Origin of the sequence: Pseudoflavitalea rhizosphaerae, from assembly GCF_003991355.1 — a bacterium.
Classification (GTDB): domain Bacteria; phylum Bacteroidota; class Bacteroidia; order Chitinophagales; family Chitinophagaceae; genus Pseudobacter; species Pseudobacter rhizosphaerae.
This window is the reverse complement of record NZ_RCSU01000006.1, coordinates 70,640-91,262: the sequence shown is the minus strand read 5'-3', so window position 1 is coordinate 91,262 and position 20,623 is coordinate 70,640. Positions and strand designations below refer to the sequence as shown.

General features: G+C 48.6%; 15 protein-coding genes. 10 read left to right on the top strand and 5 right to left on the bottom strand.

What is annotated here, in order from left to right; all coding sequences use genetic code 11:
• Nucleotides 1-7 precede the first annotated feature (7 nt).
• The 4 genes from D9Y29_RS11970 to ispG all read left to right on the top strand — a co-directional run bounded on the left by D9Y29_RS11970 (nt 8) and on the right by ispG (nt 4,681).
• Nucleotides 8-832, top strand: coding sequence for a class D beta-lactamase (locus D9Y29_RS11970; protein WP_127128370.1), 825 nt, complete (start codon nt 8-10; stop codon nt 830-832).
• Nucleotides 833-971: 139 nt separating this feature from the next.
• Complete coding sequence (locus tag D9Y29_RS11965) at nt 972-1,886, top strand: VWA domain-containing protein (protein ID WP_127128368.1); 915 nt, start codon at nt 972-974, stop codon at nt 1,884-1,886.
• Nucleotides 1,883-2,509, top strand: coding sequence for a tetratricopeptide repeat protein (locus tag D9Y29_RS11960; RefSeq protein WP_127128366.1), 627 nt, complete (start codon nt 1,883-1,885; stop codon nt 2,507-2,509). The genes D9Y29_RS11965 and D9Y29_RS11960 overlap by 4 nt, the downstream gene beginning before the upstream one ends.
• A 174-nt stretch (nt 2,510-2,683) precedes the next feature.
• On the top strand, nt 2,684-4,681 hold the full coding sequence (gene ispG, locus D9Y29_RS11955) for a (E)-4-hydroxy-3-methylbut-2-enyl-diphosphate synthase (RefSeq protein ID WP_127128364.1): 1,998 nt from the start codon (nt 2,684-2,686) through the stop codon (nt 4,679-4,681).
• Nucleotides 4,682-4,877: 196 nt separating this feature from the next.
• On the opposite strand, the gene pheS is transcribed toward ispG, so the two are convergent.
• Nucleotides 4,878-5,906 carry a phenylalanine--tRNA ligase subunit alpha gene (pheS, locus tag D9Y29_RS11950; RefSeq protein WP_127128362.1) on the bottom strand — a complete coding sequence of 343 codons (1,029 nt, stop codon included), beginning with the start codon at nt 5,904-5,906 and terminating at the stop codon, nt 4,878-4,880.
• A gap of 68 nt (nt 5,907-5,974) precedes the next feature.
• Between pheS and D9Y29_RS11945 the strand changes: the two genes are divergently transcribed.
• Complete coding sequence (locus tag D9Y29_RS11945) at nt 5,975-7,111, top strand: arginase family protein (RefSeq protein WP_127128360.1); 1,137 nt, start codon at nt 5,975-5,977, stop codon at nt 7,109-7,111.
• Between the two features lie 24 nt (nt 7,112-7,135).
• On the top strand, nt 7,136-8,524 hold the full coding sequence (gene dacB / locus D9Y29_RS11940; protein ID WP_127128358.1) for a D-alanyl-D-alanine carboxypeptidase/D-alanyl-D-alanine endopeptidase: 1,389 nt from the start codon (nt 7,136-7,138) through the stop codon (nt 8,522-8,524).
• 85 nt (nt 8,525-8,609) lie between these two features.
• Here the strand turns inward: dacB and D9Y29_RS11935 are convergent, their stop codons facing one another.
• Both D9Y29_RS11935 and D9Y29_RS11930 read right to left on the bottom strand, forming a co-directional pair.
• Nucleotides 8,610-9,080, bottom strand: a complete 471-nt coding sequence (locus tag D9Y29_RS11935) for a nucleotidyltransferase (RefSeq protein ID WP_127128356.1) — start codon at nt 9,078-9,080, stop codon at nt 8,610-8,612.
• A 3-nt stretch (nt 9,081-9,083) separates the two neighbouring features.
• On the bottom strand, nt 9,084-9,503 hold the full coding sequence (locus D9Y29_RS11930; RefSeq protein ID WP_127128354.1) for a hypothetical protein: 420 nt from the start codon (nt 9,501-9,503) through the stop codon (nt 9,084-9,086).
• A 252-nt stretch (nt 9,504-9,755) separates the two neighbouring features.
• On the opposite strand from D9Y29_RS11930, the gene D9Y29_RS11925 reads away from it, so the two are divergent.
• Entirely contained in the window at nt 9,756-10,298 is a 543-nt protein-coding gene (locus D9Y29_RS11925; RefSeq protein ID WP_127128352.1) for an RNA polymerase sigma factor, read from the top strand.
• A gap of 5 nt (nt 10,299-10,303) precedes the next feature.
• Nucleotides 10,304-11,815 (top strand): porin family protein, encoded by a 1,512-nt coding sequence (locus D9Y29_RS11920; protein WP_127128350.1) that lies wholly within the window; start codon nt 10,304-10,306, stop codon nt 11,813-11,815.
• On the opposite strand, the gene mutL is transcribed toward D9Y29_RS11920, so the two are convergent.
• A complete protein-coding gene (mutL, locus tag D9Y29_RS11915) occupies nt 11,801-13,759 on the bottom strand; it encodes a DNA mismatch repair endonuclease MutL (protein ID WP_127128348.1) in 1,959 nt (652 codons plus the stop codon). The two genes, D9Y29_RS11920 and mutL, sit on opposite strands and share 15 nt — an antisense overlap.
• Nucleotides 13,760-13,896: 137 nt before the next feature.
• Here mutL and D9Y29_RS11910 point away from each other — a divergent pair, with 137 nt between their 5' ends.
• The gene (locus D9Y29_RS11910; RefSeq protein ID WP_127128346.1) at nt 13,897-16,809 is read left to right on the top strand and encodes a serine hydrolase domain-containing protein; all 2,913 of its coding nucleotides are present in this window, start codon (nt 13,897-13,899) and stop codon (nt 16,807-16,809) included.
• A gap of 448 nt (nt 16,810-17,257) precedes the next feature.
• Entirely contained in the window at nt 17,258-19,111 is a 1,854-nt protein-coding gene (locus tag D9Y29_RS11905; RefSeq protein ID WP_127128344.1) for a 2-oxoacid:acceptor oxidoreductase subunit alpha, read from the top strand.
• A 167-nt stretch (nt 19,112-19,278) separates the two neighbouring features.
• Here D9Y29_RS11905 and D9Y29_RS11900 read toward each other — a convergent pair whose 3' ends face one another.
• Nucleotides 19,279-20,598, bottom strand: a complete 1,320-nt coding sequence (locus D9Y29_RS11900; RefSeq protein WP_127128342.1) for a Pycsar system effector family protein — start codon at nt 20,596-20,598, stop codon at nt 19,279-19,281.
• Nucleotides 20,599-20,623: the final 25 nt, after the last annotated feature.

The window sequence follows — 20,623 nt, the reverse complement described above, 5'->3', positions numbered from 1 at the left end:
TGCAGTGATGATACGTAGCGTTTCCGCTTTTCTCTTGGTAGTCCTCGGCTTTGCCTCCTGTTCTCCCAACAATGTAACAGAAGACAAATCCCTGGAAAAATATTTCAGGGACAATAGGGTTACCGGCAGCTTCGGTATGTTCGATAACGGTCAGGGACATTTCACCCTTTCCAATATTTCGCAATTCACAGACAGCATGTATCTTCCTGCCTCCACTTTCAAGATCATCAATTCGCTGATCGGCCTGGAAACCGGCGCCGTACAGGATTCCGCCAGCATCCTGCCTTTCGACAGCACGCGCAGCTACCGTGCAGAGTGCAAGGGAGAGATGAATATGTACAACGCCTTCCGTATCTCCTGCCCCAACTGGTACCAGGAACTGGCGGATCAGATCGGGAAACCCGCTATGCAGAAATGGCTGGATACGCTCGGTTACGGACAACGCAAAGAAAGATTCGTGATCGGTAATAATCTCGATACATTCTGGCTCGACAATACTGTGAAAATAACCGGCGATGAACAACTCGGCCTGGTGAAAAAATTATATTTCGATCAGTTGCCTTTCAGCAAAAGGTCGCAACGGATCGTTCGTAATATGATGCTCTGGGAAAACAACAGCAATTACCAACTGGCCTATAAAACAGGCTGGGGAATAGACGAAAACAAAAACCAGGTCGGCTGGATCATCGGTTGGATCGAAGAGAACAAACACCCATATTTCTTTTCATTGCAGGTGAAATCTCCTGATGCCAATATCGATATGAAGGCCATTCGCCTCAATATCCTCAAAGGTATTTTAGCTGAATACGGGTTCATGGAAGGCAAGAAGTAAAAACAGGCATAGTTTTAGCTTTATCATTCCATCAGTTTATCCTATATTAAACCCCGTGCTCAGATTCGAACATATAAACTATTTGACAGGTCTCTTTGCGCTGATAGCGTTGGGAGGCCTGTTTGCATTTGCGCTCTTTATGAAAAAAAGGACTGTGAAGAAGATCGGCGATGAAAAGCTGGTGCGCGAGCTCACCCGCAAATACTCTCCATTCAACTTCCTGTTCAAATTCCTGTTGATTGCCGTCTGCCTCACCGCCATCATCTTTGGTGCGGCCAATCTTCAGATGCCGGGCGCCGAAGATGCCGTATCACGTAAAGGAATAGACGTAGTGATCGCTATGGACGTAAGTCGCAGCATGTTGGCGGATGATATCAAGCCTAACAGGCTGGAACGTGCACGCCAGCTTGTTTACAAGTTGATAGACAAATTCCCCGATGATCGCATCGGACTGGTGGTATTCGCCGGCCATGCCTACCTGCAGATGCCGCTCACTACAGACCATGCTGCCGCACGCATGTATGTACAGCAGGCAAACCCTTCTATCGTTGCGGCCCAGGGTACCGTGATCTCTGAGGCTCTTCGCGTGAGCAACAGGGCATTCAACAGCAAAGACAGGAAATTCAAATCCATCATCCTGATCACAGATGGAGAGGACCATGATGAGCAGGCCGTTCCCATGGCGCAGCAGATTGCAGAAGAAGGTGTGATGATCAATACCGTGGGCATCGGATCACCGGAAGGTTCGCCCATCCTCGATCCTTCCACTAATGATTTCAAGAAAGACGCCAATGGCAATACCGTCATCTCCAAATTGAATGAACCCGAACTGCAACAACTGGCAGCCAATACAAACGGCATCTATATTCATCTTTCAGAGCCCGATGAAGCAGTAGCAGCATTGGATACACAACTTGCTAAGATAGAAAAAACAGCCACCGGCGATAATTCATTACGCGAATACACCAGCTATTTCCAGTGGTTCATTGCACTGGCACTACTCTTCCTGATCGGAGAATTCTTTTATCCTGAACGCAGCTTTAAAACCGCATGAAACAACTGATCACCATAATCATCTTTGTAATTTGCTCCAATGAACTGCTGGCGCAGACAGAGAACAGCGCCATCAGGAAAGGCAATCAATTGTACAAGAAAGGAAAGATCAGTGATGCAGAAAAAGAATATTCGAAAGCAGTTCAACAGAATCCCTCCAGCCCCACCGCTAATTTCAACCTGGGCAATACCCGCTTCCGGAAGAATGAATTCGCAAAAGCCGAAAAGGACTTCAATAGCAGTCTGACCAATAACCCTGACAATACGCAGCTCCGGCAAAAAAGCCTGTACAATATCGGCGTATCACTTTCCAAACAGAAGAAATTGCTGGAAAGTATCGATGCTTACAAAAAAGCGCTGCGCCTGGATCCTACGGATGAAGACACGCGCGTGAACCTGCAGAAAGCACTGGAAGAACTGCGCAAACAACAGCAGTCGCAGAAACAACCGGAAGACAAGCCCAAACAGCAGCAAAAAGACCAAAAGCAAAAACAGGAACCGAAGACCAACAAAAAACGCCTGGAACAACAACTCAAGTCCCTGCAGCAAAAAGAGCAGGAGATCCAGGAAAAAATGCAGCAAAACCGATCCAGGTCAGGCTCCCAGCCCGAAAAAGACTGGTAGAACACACTCGGATTGTCGCCACTCGCTCGCCTCTGGCGAGTGAGTTATATTTGTTCGCCTCCGGCGAACACAGTGCTCGCCGGGAGGCGAGCAAATACAAGTCACTCGCGGGGACGCGAGCCACTGCCACCCTCCGATATTTCATTACCTTTGTACCCACAATTTGAAAACCTCATGCAGCTTTACTGCGACTCATTAACAGAATACAAGAGAATCAAGACCGTGGAAGTGAAGATCGGCGACCTCCTCCTGGGAAACGGCCACCCGATCCGTGTGCAGACGATGACCACCACCGATACCATGGATACCATCGGTACCGTAGAACAAACCATCCGCTGCATCGAAGCAGGCGCCGAGCTGGTGCGCATCACAGCCCCCAGTAAAAAAGAAGCAGAGAACCTCCTCAACATAAAGAACGAACTGCGCAAACGCGGCTATCATACTCCGCTTGTTGCCGATATCCACTTCACGCCCAATGCCGCTGAAATTGCAGCGCGCATCATCGAGAAAGTACGCGTGAATCCCGGCAATTATGTTGACAAAAAAAAATTTGAACAGATCGATTATACCGATGCCGAATACGCAGAAGAGATCGAACGGATCCGTGATCGCTTCACACCTCTCGTAAAGATCTGTAAGGAATATGGTACTGCCATGCGCATCGGCACTAACCACGGATCGCTCAGCGACCGTATCATGAGCCGCTACGGCGATACTGCCAATGGAATGGTTGAATCAGCGATGGAATTCCTCCGCATTGCACGCGCTGAAGATTTTCACAATATCGTGCTCAGCATGAAGAGCAGTAACCCGCAAGTAATGGTGCAGGCTTATCGCCTCCTGGTGCAGACCATGAACAATGAGTTCGGTCTTATCTATCCCTTACACTTAGGTGTAACCGAAGCCGGCGATGGAGAAGATGGACGTATCAAATCAGCCATCGGTATAGGCAGCTTATTGGAAGATGGGATCGGAGACACCATTCGCGTATCGCTCACGGAAGATCCGGAATTTGAGATCCCTGTTTGCCAGGACCTCGTGAAGAGATACACAAAATCCGCTGCCACTTCATTTGAAGTGCCACCCGTTGAGAAACTCAGTTATGATCCTTTCTCCTACACGCGGAGGGATAGTTTCGCCGTTGACAATATCGGCGGGAAGCAAGTGCCGGTTGTGATCGCTGATCTCAGCAAGCTCGATAGCATTACACCCCAAAGCCTGCAAAGCATCGGCTACCATTATGACGCCAATACAGACAAATGGAATATCAACGATGCCGCTGCCGACTATGTTTTCACCGGCAATAAAGTACTCGACTTCCATTTGCCCGGCACCCTCAAAGTGATCGTTTACCCGGATGCACTGGCGCAGGCCAATGATCCTTCCAAATATTTTCCCATTTTCAGCGCTGCTGAATTTGCTGATGCTCCCAATCGCAGCCGCCATTTGAATTTTGTAATGCTGGATTGCTATGGAAGACCCGAGCAGGTACTGGACCAGCAACAGCCCGGGACCTGGGCCAACGATGCATCTGTTGTTCTCTGCCTCAGCAGTACACGTCAGAACGCGATGCAGGCCGTTCGTCGCATGTTTGTTGAGCTGCACCAGCAGAACATCAAAAACCCGGTTGTACTGATCACTGACAGTAATGGACAAACGCCGGATGAACACCTCATTCATTTTGCCACAGAAACCGGCGCGCTCCTGCTCGATGGTTTGGGAGATGGCATTTGCCTTGGTTATGGCGCTAACGCAAAGAACGAAAGTCTTCAAACCAATGGCCGCACTTATCTACCGGTGCAGGACCATTTCCAATGGACAAACAATATCGCTTTCTCCATATTACAGGCAACGCGTACGCGCATCTCCAAAACAGAATATATTTCCTGTCCGAGCTGCGGCCGCACATTATTTGATCTGCAGGAAACAACAGCTAAGATCCGTTCCGTAACTAATCACCTCAAAGGCGTGAAGATCGCTATCATGGGCTGTATCGTGAATGGCCCCGGAGAAATGGCCGATGCTGATTTTGGATATGTGGGTAGCGGTCCCGGCAAGATCACGCTGTACAAAGGAAAAGAAGTGGTAAAGAGAAATGTGGACAGCGCCATTGCTGTGGAAGAACTGATCAACTTATTGAAAGAAAACGAAGCCTGGGTAGAACCGGCTTAAACTTACGCAGTGCCCAGTCGCTCGCCTCCGGCGAGTGACTTTTATTTAGTCGCCTCCGGCGACGCGGTGTTCGCCGGAGGCGAACAAATACGGGTCACTCGCGGGGACGCGAGCGACTGGTAACCCCCAAAGTAAAATCGGCGATCCGCACATAACAGATCGCCGATTTTATTTCGGGAGATGATGATCTATCCCGCTAAGTGATCGGTGTAAACTGATTCAGGAATCGCACATCATTCTCACTGAACAGCCTGATATCATTGATGCCATATTTCAGCATCGCCGGTCTTTCAATTCCCATTCCGAATGCAAAGCCTGTGTATTTATTCGGATCGATCTTACAATTCTCCAGCACTTTCGGATGAACCATGCCACATCCCAGGATCTCCAGCCAACCGGTGCGTTTGCACACAGCACAACCTTCGCCATGACAGATCAGACATTGAACGTCCATTTCTGCACTGGGCTCGGTGAAAGGGAAGTAACTGGGACGGAAACGGATCTTGATATCCTTTCCATACATCTCCTGAACAAAGAAGTAAAGCGTTTGCTTCAGGTCTGCGAAGGAAACGTTCTCATCGATATACAACCCTTCGATCTGGTGGAAGAAACAATGACTGCGAGCACTGATGGTCTCATTGCGGTAAACGCGGCCGGGACAAACGATACGCAGCGGCAGTACGCCTTTCTCCATATTGCGGATCTGCGTATTGCTGGTATGGGTACGCAGCACCCAGTCCGGGTTCTGCTGGATATAGAAAGTATCCTGCATATCGCGCGCAGGGTGGTTCTCTGCGATATTGAGAGCAGTGAAATTATGCCAGTCGTCTTCGATCTCAGGTCCTTCAGCAGTGGAGAAGCCGAGACGGTTGAAGATGCTGATCACATGATTCAGGAATAAATTGATCGGGTGGCGTGTTCCGAGTGTAAGGGAATCACCGGGAAGGGTTACATCGATGGAAGCGGCCTTTTGAGATCCTCCGCCCAGCTGCTCTTTCCAGTTTTCATATTTCCCTTCAGCCAGTTGTTTGAATTCGTTCAATACCTGTCCAAATTCCTTTTTCTGGTCGGCCGGAACATTCTTCATTTCAGCGAAGAGGTTCTTGACAATACCTTTGGTACCTAAGAATTTTATACGGTAAGCTTCCAATGAATCGGCTCCATTGGCAGGGGTATTTTCAATCTCCAGCTTGTAAGCTGCGATCTGTTGTAACAATTGCTCCATGTGGCAAAGATAAGAAAGTAAGGCCGCTGGCCGATATCAATTTCCAACTTTCGGATTATATTGCAGCCATGTCGGATATATTGAACATAAGTGACTTCCTGGAACCCATCAACCGGGCCATGCTCTCACTGGACGAGGATTATAAGGATGGACAGTTTGGCAAGACCATAGACGTTTATGAAGAAGCGATGCCCGAGCTGGAACTGGCAGACATCGTGCTGGTAGGCTGCGGCGAATCCCGTGGGGCAGGTATCAATATTCACAGTACCGATTCCCCCGATACCATCAGGGCTGAATTTTACCAGCTTTTTTACTGGCATACTGACGTCCACATTGCCGATGTAGGCAACGTAAAACGCGGCGCATCACTCAACGATACCTATGCCGCCCTCAAAACCGTGGTGAGCGCACTCACAGCCGCAGGTAAACTGGTGGTGATACTCGGAGGCACACACGATCTTACCATGGCGCAATACCGAGTGTATGCAGACCAGGAACAGATCATTGAAGCCGCCTGCGTGGACGCACTCATCGACCTGGATATCGATAGCCGTCAGCGCGACAAAAACTTCCTCATGGAAATGCTCACCGGCGAACCCAATTTCATCAGGCATTACAATCATATCGGATTCCAGAGTTATTATGTGCACCCGCGCATGCTGGAAACCATGGACAAACTCCGGTTCGACTGCTTCCGCGTTGGTCATATCAAGGAAGCCATCGAAGAGATGGAACCGGTTATCCGCAATGCAAAACTTTTCAGTTTCGATATAGCCGCCATCGCACATGCATTCGCACCAGCCAATGGCATTACACCCAACGGCTTCAATGGCGAAGAAGCCTGCATCCTTATGCGCTATGCAGGGCTCAGTCCAAATATCGACACCGTGGGCATTTACGGCTATATGCATGAAAAGGACCGCGACAATCTCACAGCCAAACAGATCAGTCATATGCTCTGGTACCTGATAGACGGACGCAGCCGTGGACAGCGAGAAGCGAAGCTGGAGGAAAAAGAATCCTTCAACGAATTCACCATCGCTTTTGCGGAGATCGAAACCGTTTTCCTCCAAAGCAAACGCACTGGTCGCTGGTGGATGCAATTGCCCGATCAGCAATTCATCGCCTGCTCCTACAAAGATTACCTGCTGGCCAGCAGCAATGAGATCCCCGAACGCTGGCTGCGCGCGCAGGAAAGAAGCTAAGTCAGAATTTGCTATATTGGTGTTATGAAAATCAGTCTCTGGAGCTTCCTGGCCATAACCCTGTTCGCATCTGCCTGCACCAGTTCCCGCCCAATAACCCAGGGCAGCGCTGTGAAGCAGGATTACGTTGCGCAACACCTGCTGAATGATTCCACTTTGCAAAACGCACAGGTAGGCCTTGCCGTTTACGACCCGGCAGCAGGAAAATATCTGTATAGCTACCAGGCTGAAAAATATTTCACACCTGCCAGCAATACCAAACTATTCAGCTGCTATGCAGCCATGAAATATTTAGGCGATAGCATTGTTGGCCTCAACTACTTCGAGAACGATACTGCAATCTTTTTATCGCCCACCGGAGATCCCACCCTGCTGCATCCTGATTACAAACAACAACCCGTGATCAGTTTCCTGCAACAATCAAAAAAGAACCTGTACATCAATCCTCCCAAATGGAAGACCACCGCCTGGGGCGAAGGCTGGAGCTGGGATGATTACGCTGACGATTATATGGTGGAACGAAGTGCACTGCCTGTATACGGCAACGTAGTGGAATGGGTGCAGGAGAACAACGATACCACCGGCAGCAGCAACCCTGATTTTGTTCCGTCGCCCAGTATTTATTCCAATCCAGAAGTGAACTGGAAGGTCCGCTTTACAGAAGATACTTCACGCCGCTTCCGCGTTGGCCGCGAATTGAATGCCAATACATTTTTCATTACGCAGGGATTGGAAAGAAAAGCTTCGAGATATGTGCCTTTTGTGACCAATGGCGTGCAATCCGCACTGGAACTCATTCCTGAAGTGATTGGAAAAGAGATATCAGAAACACCGCCGGCTACACGTAGAAGATTCGATCGTGCAGGCGGTATACAATTGCTAGGCATCAACAGTATTTTGTCGCAGCCCCTGGACTCCCTGCTGAAGCCAATGATGCATCGCAGCGATAATTTCTTTGCAGAACAATGTTTGCAGATGGTGAGCTATGAACTTTTTAAAGAGTTCAATGAGCAGAAAGTGATTGACACCATGATGAAAACAGTACTGAACGATCTGCCGCAATCCCCGGCCTGGGCAGATGGCAGCGGACTGAGCAGAATGAATCTTTTCACACCCCAGGATTTTGTAGTGCTGCTGCAAAAAATGGAAAAAGAGTATGGGATGGATCGATTGAAAAATATCCTTGCCACAGGTGGTATCGGAACTCTGAAGAATTACTATCTCTCAGACAGCGGATATATTTATGCCAAGACCGGCACGCTCCGTGGAGTGGTAGCGCTTAGTGGTTTTCTGATCACAGAAAAAGGTAAGACGCTGATCTTCTCCGTGTTGGTGAATAATCATAATGGGAGTCCGGTGGCAATCAGGAGGAAGGTGGAAGGATTTTTGAAGGAGATCAGAAGTAAGAACTAACGCAGTTTCCTTTCATGATTTCTGGTTTTTCCTCTCAATCTGATAGGAAAAGAAAGTAAAACTGATAGGGAAAACTCATCACACTCTACTTCTTACCATTTTTACTTTTCCCCTTCTTTTGAAGTGAAGCAATATCATTGATATCTTGAGACCGTCCTGACGCTTCTTTATTTTTAATAAAATCCTGAAGACCGATATAGGTTATAGTGAGTCCATCAAGATCAACCTCTTTCTTGTTTTTATAGGCATCTTTAAAGTCTACTCCATCAATTGAATTCAAAATATCGATTCTAAGTGGAGGGTATCCGATTTGAGTTATATAGCCCTCTTTCAGAAAATCATCTTTCGTAAATCCCAGTGCGGACAATCCAAATTCTTTAAGCACCTCCAACATCTTATCCGCATTCTTCTTTGAAATCCCGATCCAAATATCAAGGTCTCCGGTATAACGTGGCTTTCCGTAAAATGCAAGGGCGTACCCGCCTACCACCATGTACTGAACTCCGTGTTTATTTAATAATGCTACAAAATCTTCAAAGTCCTGTGCAAGAATCATGAGTTAAATTTTTCTTTTTGAAACGGCAGCCTTATTCAACTTTGCACCGGGTTGTAATGATTGAGATATTATGAAGGTGACAGCAGCTGCCCTTTCTTTCACTGACCGAGATAACCAATATTCGAGATCTTCTTTCGCTTGATCAAAACTATGGAGTTGTCTCTTTTGAACTATTGGTACCATTCTAAAGGTTGATTTGGTAGCTATTGGTTTTGTAATGACAGGCATTCTTTCAATTCGCAAATTCTCAGTTTCGAATGGCTTTTTTGCTTTGGAAAGATAGTTGTTGATAGTATTGTAACTATACTCGGGATAAGAAGCAGTGAAATGCTTCAAATTTGAATACACTTCAAAGTTGTCTTTACTTCTTAATTTCCAGAAAGCAAGTATTACCCTTCTGCCTTTATCGTCTGATTTTGACATATAACAAATTTACAAAACGACAATTATTGTAACAATATTTGTCATGTTATTTTTTGATCAGATTTTTTTGATCCAAATCAACTCCTCCACCCACCCAACCCTTCCCAATCCGCTCCCGTACAATAATGCAGCGTGCATCAGGTGGAAAATAATCCGACCTTTAAGAAGCAATATTGCCCGGGTTGGATCGTTCAATAAGGGTAAATTCCCTCCGGCTGCTGCATAGCAGTGAACCACTTAATACAAGGATGTTTGGCAGGTAGTCTTGCCGATATGGAGATGATCACCGGCTGTATCAATAACGACCGGCGGTGCCAGGAACAGTTGTACAAACAGTTCTACGGGCCGATGGTATCTATTTGCATGCGGTATACCCGCAATCACGACGATGCCATTGAAGTATTGCACAACGGATTTCTAAAAGTGTACAAACATATTCACACCTTCAACGCAGAGCGCGCATCGCTCTATACCTGGATCAGGACCATCGTTGTGAATTCAGCTATCGACTTCCTCCGTCAGCGGGAAAAATTCTATAGCGATATCGAGCTGGAAAAAGCTTCTGAGCCGGCCATCGACGATGATGCCGTGCAACGGATGTCCGCCACCGAATTACTGAAACTGGTGCAAAGGCTGTCGCCCGCCACCAGAACGGTTTTCAACCTGTACGTCATTGAAGGATACAATCACAGAGAAATAGGAGAATTACTGGGCATCAGTGAAGGCACCAGCAAATGGCACCTCAGTGAAGCCCGCAAACAATTACAAAAACTATTACAAACCTTGCAAGTGTAAACGTAATGAACGAGAGACAACCATACGAACAACACTTGGCAGACAAAATGCAACAGCTTCCTCCTCCCCTGGAGCCTGATAAGGCATGGGAAAAGATGAAGATCTTGCTCGACAAAGAACTTCCCCGCGGCAACGGAGCCGGCGGCAATGGCCGCTGGTGGATCATCGGGATGATCGCGGGCGTCCTCTTCATCGGAACCTGGATCCTCTATCAACCGGATCCCGGAAAGATCACTGCTGCAAAAAAACCGACTGCTGTTGAATCACTGCCCAATGCTTCCCAGCAAAACCAGGAAAGCATCGCCAAACTGCCACCCGTACAACATCCGCCGGGAGCCTCCAAAGAAGCACCCGCACGGAACCAACAGAACGGCAAAGCCAATGCCGATGCAGCACGCACGGACCAGGCCATCGTAGCTGCCAAAAAGCAGGTCATCAGGGATGACCAGTCGCAAACCGATGAAGATATTGGAGCTTCCCTCCAATCCATTCATCCCATTCCCCAAAACAAAAAACTCCCCGCCTATACCGAAAACTCTACTCAGTCATCAAAACCGATAAAAGAAAATATCAGTCAGGGAAACCTGAGGACATCTAACGCTAATACAAAACCGAAAATAAGCGCAGACTGGATACAATCTGCCGGCGGCGATTCAGAACTTAACGGTTCAATGCCGGCAGACATCATAACAAATCCTTTCGTGATCGAGACCAATCAGCTGCTACCCGGGCGGGAAATGAGAGCCGGTAAGTCTTTCAGCCATCAGCAACTGGCTGTGAAATACAATGCGCCAAAAAAGATCAACCGGAATTCGGATAAACAGGACCGCGCATTTGCTTTCGGATTTTCACTGCCCCTCGCCTTTCCCCTGGCAGATCAAAAAGCCCTGGGATATAATTTCCGCGGCGGCTCCAACACCGTATCGGATTATATCCCCTCGCCGCATGTGCAATACCATCTCAACAGGAAAACCTTCTTTCAAACGGAAATACAGGTTGTGTCACCGCAATACATCAGACCCATCCTGATGTACCAGCAAAAGACCATGACCAATCCCAATACCTGGATGTACAATTCCGTATATGCAAGAAAGCTTTATTACTTCAACCTGCCTGTGTCTGTTTATCACAGCCCCATGCCTAACTTCTTCCTGGGTACAGGACTGCAGTTCTCCTCCCTGATGAGCGGGGTAGCAATGTATGAAGACAAAAGAGTATACGGTAACCAGGAAACCATCCTGAATCAACAGTTCAACCGTATCAGTCATGATTCCCTCACCAACCGGATGAACAATTCGGAAGTTCGGTTACTCTTAGACGTTAATTATTACTGGCAACGCTTCACCGTTGGCCTTCGTTACAACCAGGCTTTCGGCAATTATGCCAGCTTCCGGCTCAACAATACTACCGGTTACACGTACGATAAGAACAAAGCATTGTTCTTCTATCTCAGGTATAATATCTGGGAAGACAAGAAACGCAATGCACCCGCGCGCTCTATGTTAACGCTTAAATAATTGTTCCAGGTAATCTTTCTTGAACTCGATGTAGGTGGGACTTCCGCCCGCAGTTACATTGTGCTGCCTGCACTGGAAGAGATCTGTTACCAGTGTGCGCATCTCACGCTCGGTCAAAGCAGTGCCCGGCTTGATGGCCTGTTGCCAGCTCAGTGAACGGATCAGTTTTTCGCGCCTTGAGAATTTTAGATCCCCGCTGAAATGTTTGAACTGTTCAAGTAATTGTTCGATCACTACTTTCTCGTTACCTGCTTCCAGGTCTGCGGGTGTTCCATTGATCAGGAATCCCTGTTTTCCTGCGGGCTCGATGAGATAGCCAAGTATTTCCAGGTCGGGCAACAGATCGCTCATCAGTGCTGCATCCTGTGCGGACAATTCAATCGTTTGCGGGAACAGGCTGCGTTGTGAAGCCATCGGCTTGCCGCTGGCCGCAGCAGCGAAACGCTCATACAACACACGTTCATGCGCCAGTTGCTGGTGCACTAAAATATACCCGCGATTGGTAGGAGCAACTATATAATTGTAATGCAATTGCAGCATCGGTGCATCTTCCAGCACGCGCATCTCCTGCTTCGGTTGTGCGCCATAGATAGCCAGCAATGGATCGGTCTCTTCTGAATATTCCTGAGCAGGCTGTTTGGTCCTGATCTGGTCCAGCAGCGACTCAAAAGGCTTTTCCTTTCCTTCTGTGCCGGGCATTGCACCGCCGGCAGCCAGGATGGACGACTGTTCATCGGGTTTTGTTTGCTGCGAAGGCTCATAGAACTCTTTCCAGTTCTTCAGTCCTGCATTCTTCTCCGAAGGAGGAATGGACCAGGCCTGGTGTTTCTGCGTGAAGTTCTGATAGAGTTGGGAAGATGCGGCAGCAGCCTGCTTGTCTTCCGTAAATGGTTTGTTCAGCGCATCCAGTTGCTGGATATTGGGATCGAGATCGAACTCGAGTGTAGGCGTGATGCTGAACTGCGCCAGCGCATGTTTCACTGCCGCCTGTACAAAAGCATACACGATCTTCTCATCTTCGAACTTGATCTCCTGCTTGGTGGGATGCACATTGATGTCTACCTGCGAAGGATCAAGATCGATGAACAACACATAGAGCGGGAAACTATCGGGAGCAATCAGGTCCTGGTACGCACTCATGAGCGCATGGTTCAGGTATGGACTGCGGATGAAACGATTGTTGACGAAGAAATACTGATCACCTCTTGTTTTCTTGGCTGTATCCGGCTTACCAACAAATCCATGGATATTGAGATAATCCGTTTTCTCCTGCACCGTTACCAGTTTGGAATTGTAATTATTACCGAACAATTGCACGATCCTTTGCTTCAATGTTCCCTTTTCGAGATGGAACATTTCAGTACCATTGCTGGTGAGGGAGAAAAATATTTCAGGGAAGCTCAACGCCACGCGGATGAACTCATCTACGATATGCCTGTTCTCGGCAGGATTGCTTTTCAGGAAATTCCTTCTCGCCGGAATATTGAAGAAAAGATTCTTCATGGCAATGCTGGTGCCCACGGGACTGGCCACAGGCTCCTGCTTGATCACCGTACTGTTTTCTATTTCGATATAAGTGCCCGCTTCATCGATCTCGCGGCGACTCTTCAGCACCACCTGTGCTACCGCTGCAATCGAAGCAAGTGCTTCGCCGCGGAAGCCCATGGTGCGGATATGAAAAAGATCATCGATATTCCTGATCTTGGAAGTGGCATGACGCTCAAAACACATACGGGCGTCGGTTTCACTCATACCCTTGCCATTATCGATCACCTGGATCAGTTGTTTACCGGCATCCTGGATGATCAGACGGATCTCTGTTGCACCGGCATCCACGGCGTTCTCCAACAATTCCTTTACGGCGCTGGCAGGGCGCTGGATCACTTCTCCGGCTGCAATTTGATTGGCTATATTGTCAGGTAATAATTGTATGATGTCAGGCAAAACCTACGCTCCCTTGTTTAGTCTGCAAAAATAAGGGAATATTATGCCTACTATCAAATAGCTACCCGTTTGTGCGTTTTTCCGCGTTAATTTGCAGGTTTATCCTTAATTTGTGCAAATAATTGCAAGAAGTCATTATGAAGAAACTCCTACTATTATTATTGCTTGGCTCTACTGCCATTGCCCAGGCGCAGCGCCGGTCGCATCTCCCGGCAGACCAATGGGTAGACAGTGTTTTCAAAACCCTCTCCAAAGAAGAGAAGATCACCCAACTGATGAACATCAGGGTGTCTACCATCGGCCCCAATCGCACAGCGTTGTTCCTCGACAAAGAAGTGGAAGAAGCAGTACGAAAGTACAATGTAGGAAGTCTTTGTCTGTTCCAGGGTGGCCCCATCAAACAGGCCCAGACCATCAATTATTACCAGTCCGTTGCAAAAACTCCGCTCCTTATCACCATCGATGGAGAAAATGGAGTGGGCATGCGCTTCGACAGCGTGATGGGACTTCCCCGCCAGATGATGCTCGGCGCAGCAAATGATCCTGCACTGGCCTACCAGTACGGCCAGGTAGTGGCCGAACAATGTAAGCGCATAGGCATACAGGTGAATTATGCGCCTGTAGTGGACATCAATAACAATCCCGCCAATCCTGTGATCAACGACAGATCATTAGGCGAAGACAAATACCGCGTGGCCGAGTTAGGATTACAATATATGAAAGGTATGCAGGACAATGGCGTGATGGCCTGCGCCAAACATTTCCCTGGTCATGGTGATGTGGCCGTGGATTCTCATCACGATCTTCCCGTGATCAACAAATCCAGGGCAGAACTGGACTCACTGGAGCTCTATCCTTTCCGTGAACTCATCAAAGGCGGTGTTGGCTCCGTAATGGTGGCACACCTGCAGGTGAATTCCATCGACAATGGCGTCAATCGCCCCACTTCCATTTCACCCAAAGCCGTGAATAACCTGCTCAAAAAAGAGCTCGGCTTCACAGGCCTCACTTTCACCGATGCGCTCGAAATGAAAGGCGTTGCCAAATTCTACCCGGACGGTGAAAACAGCCTCCAGAGCCTGATTGCAGGCAACGACATGCTTTGTCTTCCCGGCAATATCCCAGGCAGCATCGAGAAAGTGTTGAAAGCCATCCGCAAGAAAAAACTCAACTGGAAAGACATCGATGCGCGCGTGAAGAAAGTACTGTACGCCAAATACCAGTACGGTCTTGCCAATCTTCAACCCATCGATATCAACAATATCACCGAAGACCTCAACAGTAAAGTGCCCATGATGCGCAGGATGATCGCTGAAAAAGCGATTACCCTTCTCCGTAATGATGAGTACGGCATCTTCCCGCTCACCAAAGGAAAACGTGTTGCCTATATAGGTTTCGGCCTGGAAAAAGACAATGTATTTGCAGCAGAAGTGCGCAGGAACTACGACGCACAGGTTTTCTATTTCGATTACAACCTCGATGAAAGCCGCGTTGCGCCGATGCTTCAATTGCTGAAGGACCGTTTCGATGTTGTAGTACTCGGTCTGCACAATTACAATCGTTTCCCCGCCAACAATTTCGGAGTGAGCAATGCAGCCATGGACCTGATGAAAGGTCTGCAGCAGCAACACAAGACCATTACCCTGGCCTTCGGGAATCCTTACCTGATCAAAAATTTCTGTGATGCCAAAGTGTTACTGGCCTGTTATGAAGATGATGATATCACCCAGTCTGCCGGGGCAGACCTGCTCTACGGTAAGTTCTCTGCAAAAGGACAATTACCCGTCACCATCTGCGATGCTTTCAAATTTGGTGATGGCATTGTTGAGCATAAAATATTGAAAGAGGCCACACCCGCTTCACTCGGATTCAACCAGGCCCGCATGACGGCGCAGATAGACAGCATCGTTACAGATGCTATCGCAAAGAATGCGATTCCCGGCGCAGTGGTACTGGTAGCGAAAGATGGAAAAGTGGTTTTCGATCGCGCTTACGGCCATCTTACTTACGACAGTACAGATGCAATGTACCCTGAAACCATTTTCGATCTTGCATCAATCACCAAGGTGATGGCCACTACCATTTCCGTGATGAAACTGGTTGATGAAGGTAAACTCGATATCAACAAAACACTGGGTGATTACCTGCCATGGGTGAAAGGGTCCGACAAAGAGAACCTCAGGCTCCGCGATATCTTATTGCACCAGGCCGGACTGAAATCCTTCATTCCATTTTATCGCGGGACCCTCACCGGTACTGATGGCAGACCCAACTGGGCCTACTATTCCATGAAGCCCGATTCCCTGCACCAGGTACGCGTTGCCAACGGCCTTTACCTCCGCAACGATTACCCGGACACGATGTACAATATCATCGTAAAAAGCCCGCTGGAGCCCGGCAACCGCTATATCTACAGCGACAATGATTTCATTTTCCTCGGCAAAATAGTGGAAGCCATTTCCGGCATGCCACTGGATCAATACGTGAAGAAAACCTTTTACGACAAACTGAACCTGGCCACCACCGGCTTCAAGCCCCGCAACCGTTTCCCGCTGAGCTACATTGCTCCCACCGAGAACGAAGCGCTGTTCCGCCGCCAGTTGATCCAGGGAGACGTTCACGATCCTGGCGCTGCCATGTTCGGCGGAGTAGCCGGTCATGCCGGTCTTTTCAGCAATGCCTACGACCTCGCGGTGCTGGCGCAGATGCTGCTCAATGGTGGTGTGATCGATGGCAAGAATTTCTTCAGCAAAGCCACGCTGGATGAGTTCACCGCATACCAAAGTAATATCAGCCGTCGTGGTCTCGGGTTCGACAAACCCGAGAAAGACAATGCCACACGCAAGGAAGCCTATCCAACGCTCAGTGCATCGCCGCTCACATTCGGCCACACCGGTTTCACCGGCACCTGCATCTGGATGGATCCCAAGTACAACCTCACGTACATCTTCCTTTCCAATCGCGTCAACAGCACCGAGCCCAACAAATTCGGCAACCTGAGCGTACGCCCCAAAGTACACGAAGCCATTTACCAGGCGCTGATCAATTAACAGCAACAGGAAAGCATAACCGAAAAACTGGCCAAAAGCCGAATAAACACAAAGAAAAAAGAAGAAAAATAGAAATCAAAACACTCACTAATATAAATGGTCACCCTCCCGGTGACCATTTTCTATTTCGCAGAAGCCCACACATACACCCCTAGCTTGCCATTCACAACGCCTGACGCACCCTCACCCTCCTTTCCCCCTCTCAGCGTGTTGAGCAAATGGGGCATGAGTAACACAGGCCTTCGAAACAAAAGTTCCACAGCCCACCCCAGTTCCACCGCCCATCCCATCCACAAAAGCCCCATCAAACCTAAATAAGCGCCGGTTTGTTTCGTCAGCCCATGTTACCATGCCCCATTTGCGGAATTATCAATTGTTATTTTTCCGCTTTGCGAAACACGCCCAACCCCCAACTTTAGTTAATTTTGCCGTTTACAAAACTTCCCCAATGAGCAGAAAAGAAGAAGTGCTGCAGGATGTTGTCATCAAATTTGCCGGAGACTCCGGCGACGGTATGCAATTAACTGGCAGTCAGTTCACTAATAATACAGCCCTGCTGGGTATCGACCTGGCGACCTTTCCCGATTTCCCGGCCGAGATCCGCGCGCCCCAGGGAACGCTCCCCGGTGTAAGCGGTTACCAGCTCCGTTTTTCCAGTGATCGTGTGTTCACACCCGGTGATGAATGTGATGTTCTCGTGGCCATGAATGCAGCCGCCCTCAAAGCCAACCTGAGAAGTCTCAAGAAAGGCGGCAAGATCATCGCCAATACCGATGGTTTCGATACCAAGAACCTTCGCCTCGCCAACTATCCTGATGGTGTGAATCCGCTGGATGACGATAGTCTCTCCAACTATGAAGTGTATCGCATGGACGTTACCAAAATGACCCGCGAAGCGCTGAAGGAGATCCAGATGGGCACCAAGGAAAAGGACCGCGCCAAGAACATGTTCGTACTCGGCTTCCTTTACTGGATGTATAACCGCGATATGGAAAACACCATCCAGTTCCTCAGGGAAAAATTCGGAAAGAAACAGGAGATCCTCGAAAGCAACATAAAAGCCCTTCAGGCCGGATACAATTTCGGCGACACTACTGAAACTTTCACCACCAGGTTCAAAGTGGAAAAAGCGAAAATGGAAGCCGGCACCTACCGCTCCATCATGGGCAACCAGGCGCTTGCATTCGGACTGATCGCCGCTTCACAAAAAAGCGGATTGTCCATTTTCCTCGGTACCTATCCCATCACGCCCGCTTCTGATATCCTTCATGAGCTCAGTAAGCACAAAGCTTTTGGTGTAAGGACCTTCCAGGCGGAAGACGAGATCGCAGGTATCACATCCGCCATCGGCGCTTCATACGGAGGTTTGCTGGGCGTTACCACTACATCTGGTCCGGGAATGGCGCTGAAAGGAGAAGCAATGGGACTGGCAGTGATGCTGGAAATTCCTTTGCTGATCGTGAATATCCAGCGTGGCGGCCCTTCAACCGGATTGCCTACCAAAACAGAACAGAGCGATCTGCTGCAGGCATATTATGGTCGTAACGGCGAATGCCCGATGCCCATAATCTCTGCCAGCACTCCTTCGGATTGTTTCGCTGCTGCCTATGAAGCAGTGCGCATCGCGTTGCAACATATGACGCCTGTGATCCTGCTGAGTGATGGTTATATCGCCAATGGCGCTGAGCCCTGGCGTTTCCCGCAATCAGATGATCTCAAACCCATCGAAGTGAAATTCAAAACAGAACTGGGCGAAGACGAAGAAAAATACCTGCCCTATCTCCGTGATGAAAAACTGGTCCGTCCCTGGGCTATCCCCGGAACACCAGGACTGGAGCACCGCATCGGTGGTCTGGAAAAACAGAATATCACCGGTAACGTTAGCTACGATCCCGAGAACCACCAGTTGATGGTGAAGATCAGGCAGGAAAAAGTAGACAAGATCGCAGATTATATTCCTGAGCAAACGCTGGACAGTGGCCCTGAAAAAGGAAAAGTGCTGATCCTCGGTTGGGGATCAACGTATGGCGCCATCAAGAGTGCGGTAGCAGAAGTGCAGGCAGAAGGTTATGCAGTAAGCCATGCTCATCTGCGTTATATGCGGCCTTTCCCAAAAAACCTCGGAAGCATTCTTAAAAACTTCGATCATATCCTGATCCCCGAGATCAACAATGGCCAGCTCATCAAGATCATCCGCGATCAATTCCTTGTGGATGCCAAAGGATACAATAAGATCATGGGAGTGCCCATCACCAAAACAGAACTGGTGATGAAACTTCACGAAATACTGGGGGCTGACTAAAAAGGTCAGAGAGCCGGCAGTCGCTCGCCTCCCGGCGAGTGACTGGTATTTGTTCGCCTCCGGCGAACACCGCGCCGCCAGAGGCGACTGAATAAAACTCACTCGCCGGGAGGCGAGCGAGTGGGCTGCCCGAAATGCTAAGATGGTAGCTTTTGGGTCGGCCCCTTCTATCCTGCATTTGGATTCTGCTCGGAAATAAGGAACACGATGGCAAAGGCCAGGATGGCAATCACCAGTCCGAACATGAAAATATTGTAAGCCATTCTCAGGTATTTGTATTTGCGGGCCAGCACAACACCGAGACTGTAAATGTCCTTGATCATACTACTATCCAGGTAATCACGATCCGCCATCATCTGCTTCATCGCCCAGTCGTAGTCCCTGAGTTGCATATTGAAGAAATTACCGAAAAACAAAAGGTTCACTTTTTTATTCTCGATATCCTCCTGTGTGAATGTGCCGCGGTTCACATTGGGCCTGGTAGCCAGGATGGCGAACACTACGGCACTGAGGCATACGGTCAGCAAGATGATGGTAGGCACGATGAATTCAGGATAGAACTGCAATTTTCCCAGCAGCACAGACACCATGATGGAGATCACGATGGTATTCACCGAGATCATGATATTCGCTTTGCTGTCTGCCATCTGGCTCAGGTTCACATGGTTCTCGCTCATGATGCGGAACATGGTAGCGATGCTTCTTTCCGTCCTCGCCGCTTTATCTTTTTCGAGTTTTTCCTTTTCCCTTTCCAGCTTCTCCCTTTCTCTTGCCAGTTTATCGTTTCCATTATTTTTTTCAACCGGCGCCACAATATTATTTTCGGGTGGGAGCTTTGTGTTCACTACCATCTTTTCCATGGAATCATCTTCCTCTTTTCCATTTTTGTCGTTCTTCCGGATCAGCGCCAGCAAATGCTGTTGCTTCACAGGTTCCAGCACTGTTTTACCGTATTCAGTGAAGTAGCGGTGCTGTTGTAAAAAGAAGATATTCTTCTGGCGCCATTCTTTCTTGCCGAGTTTGTTATCGAAAAGAAGATTGAGCTCCTGCCGAAGCAGCTTGTTCTTTTCCGGGAAGATAGGCATACCGAGATGTGAGAGATCTGCATCGCAGAGGATCTGCTCCAGTAGGTTGGTAGGGCTTTGCGGCCATTTGGTGGCCATGATGGCATTACTCACTTTGTCGATGGTCTGCTGGTCTGCTCCCCGGCTTTGCAGGAAGTCCGTAGCAATATCACGACTTACTTCTTCATGTCTTTTCGGTTGACCTGCGGAATAGCCGGTATCGTGGAACCAGGCAGCCAGCAGCAGTGCGGGTCTTTCTTCCTCCGGAAGGCCCAGGTGAGTGGCCATCAGGTCTGAGGCTTCCACCACTTCCCTGGTATGGTCTAAGTTATGATACACAAATGCAGGATTCACTTTGGTAGTGAAGATGCCCGTTACATATTGCCTGGCCTCCTGTAATAATTGCTGCGCGGCTGATGTCATACCTTGAATGATTTCGACAGTCTAA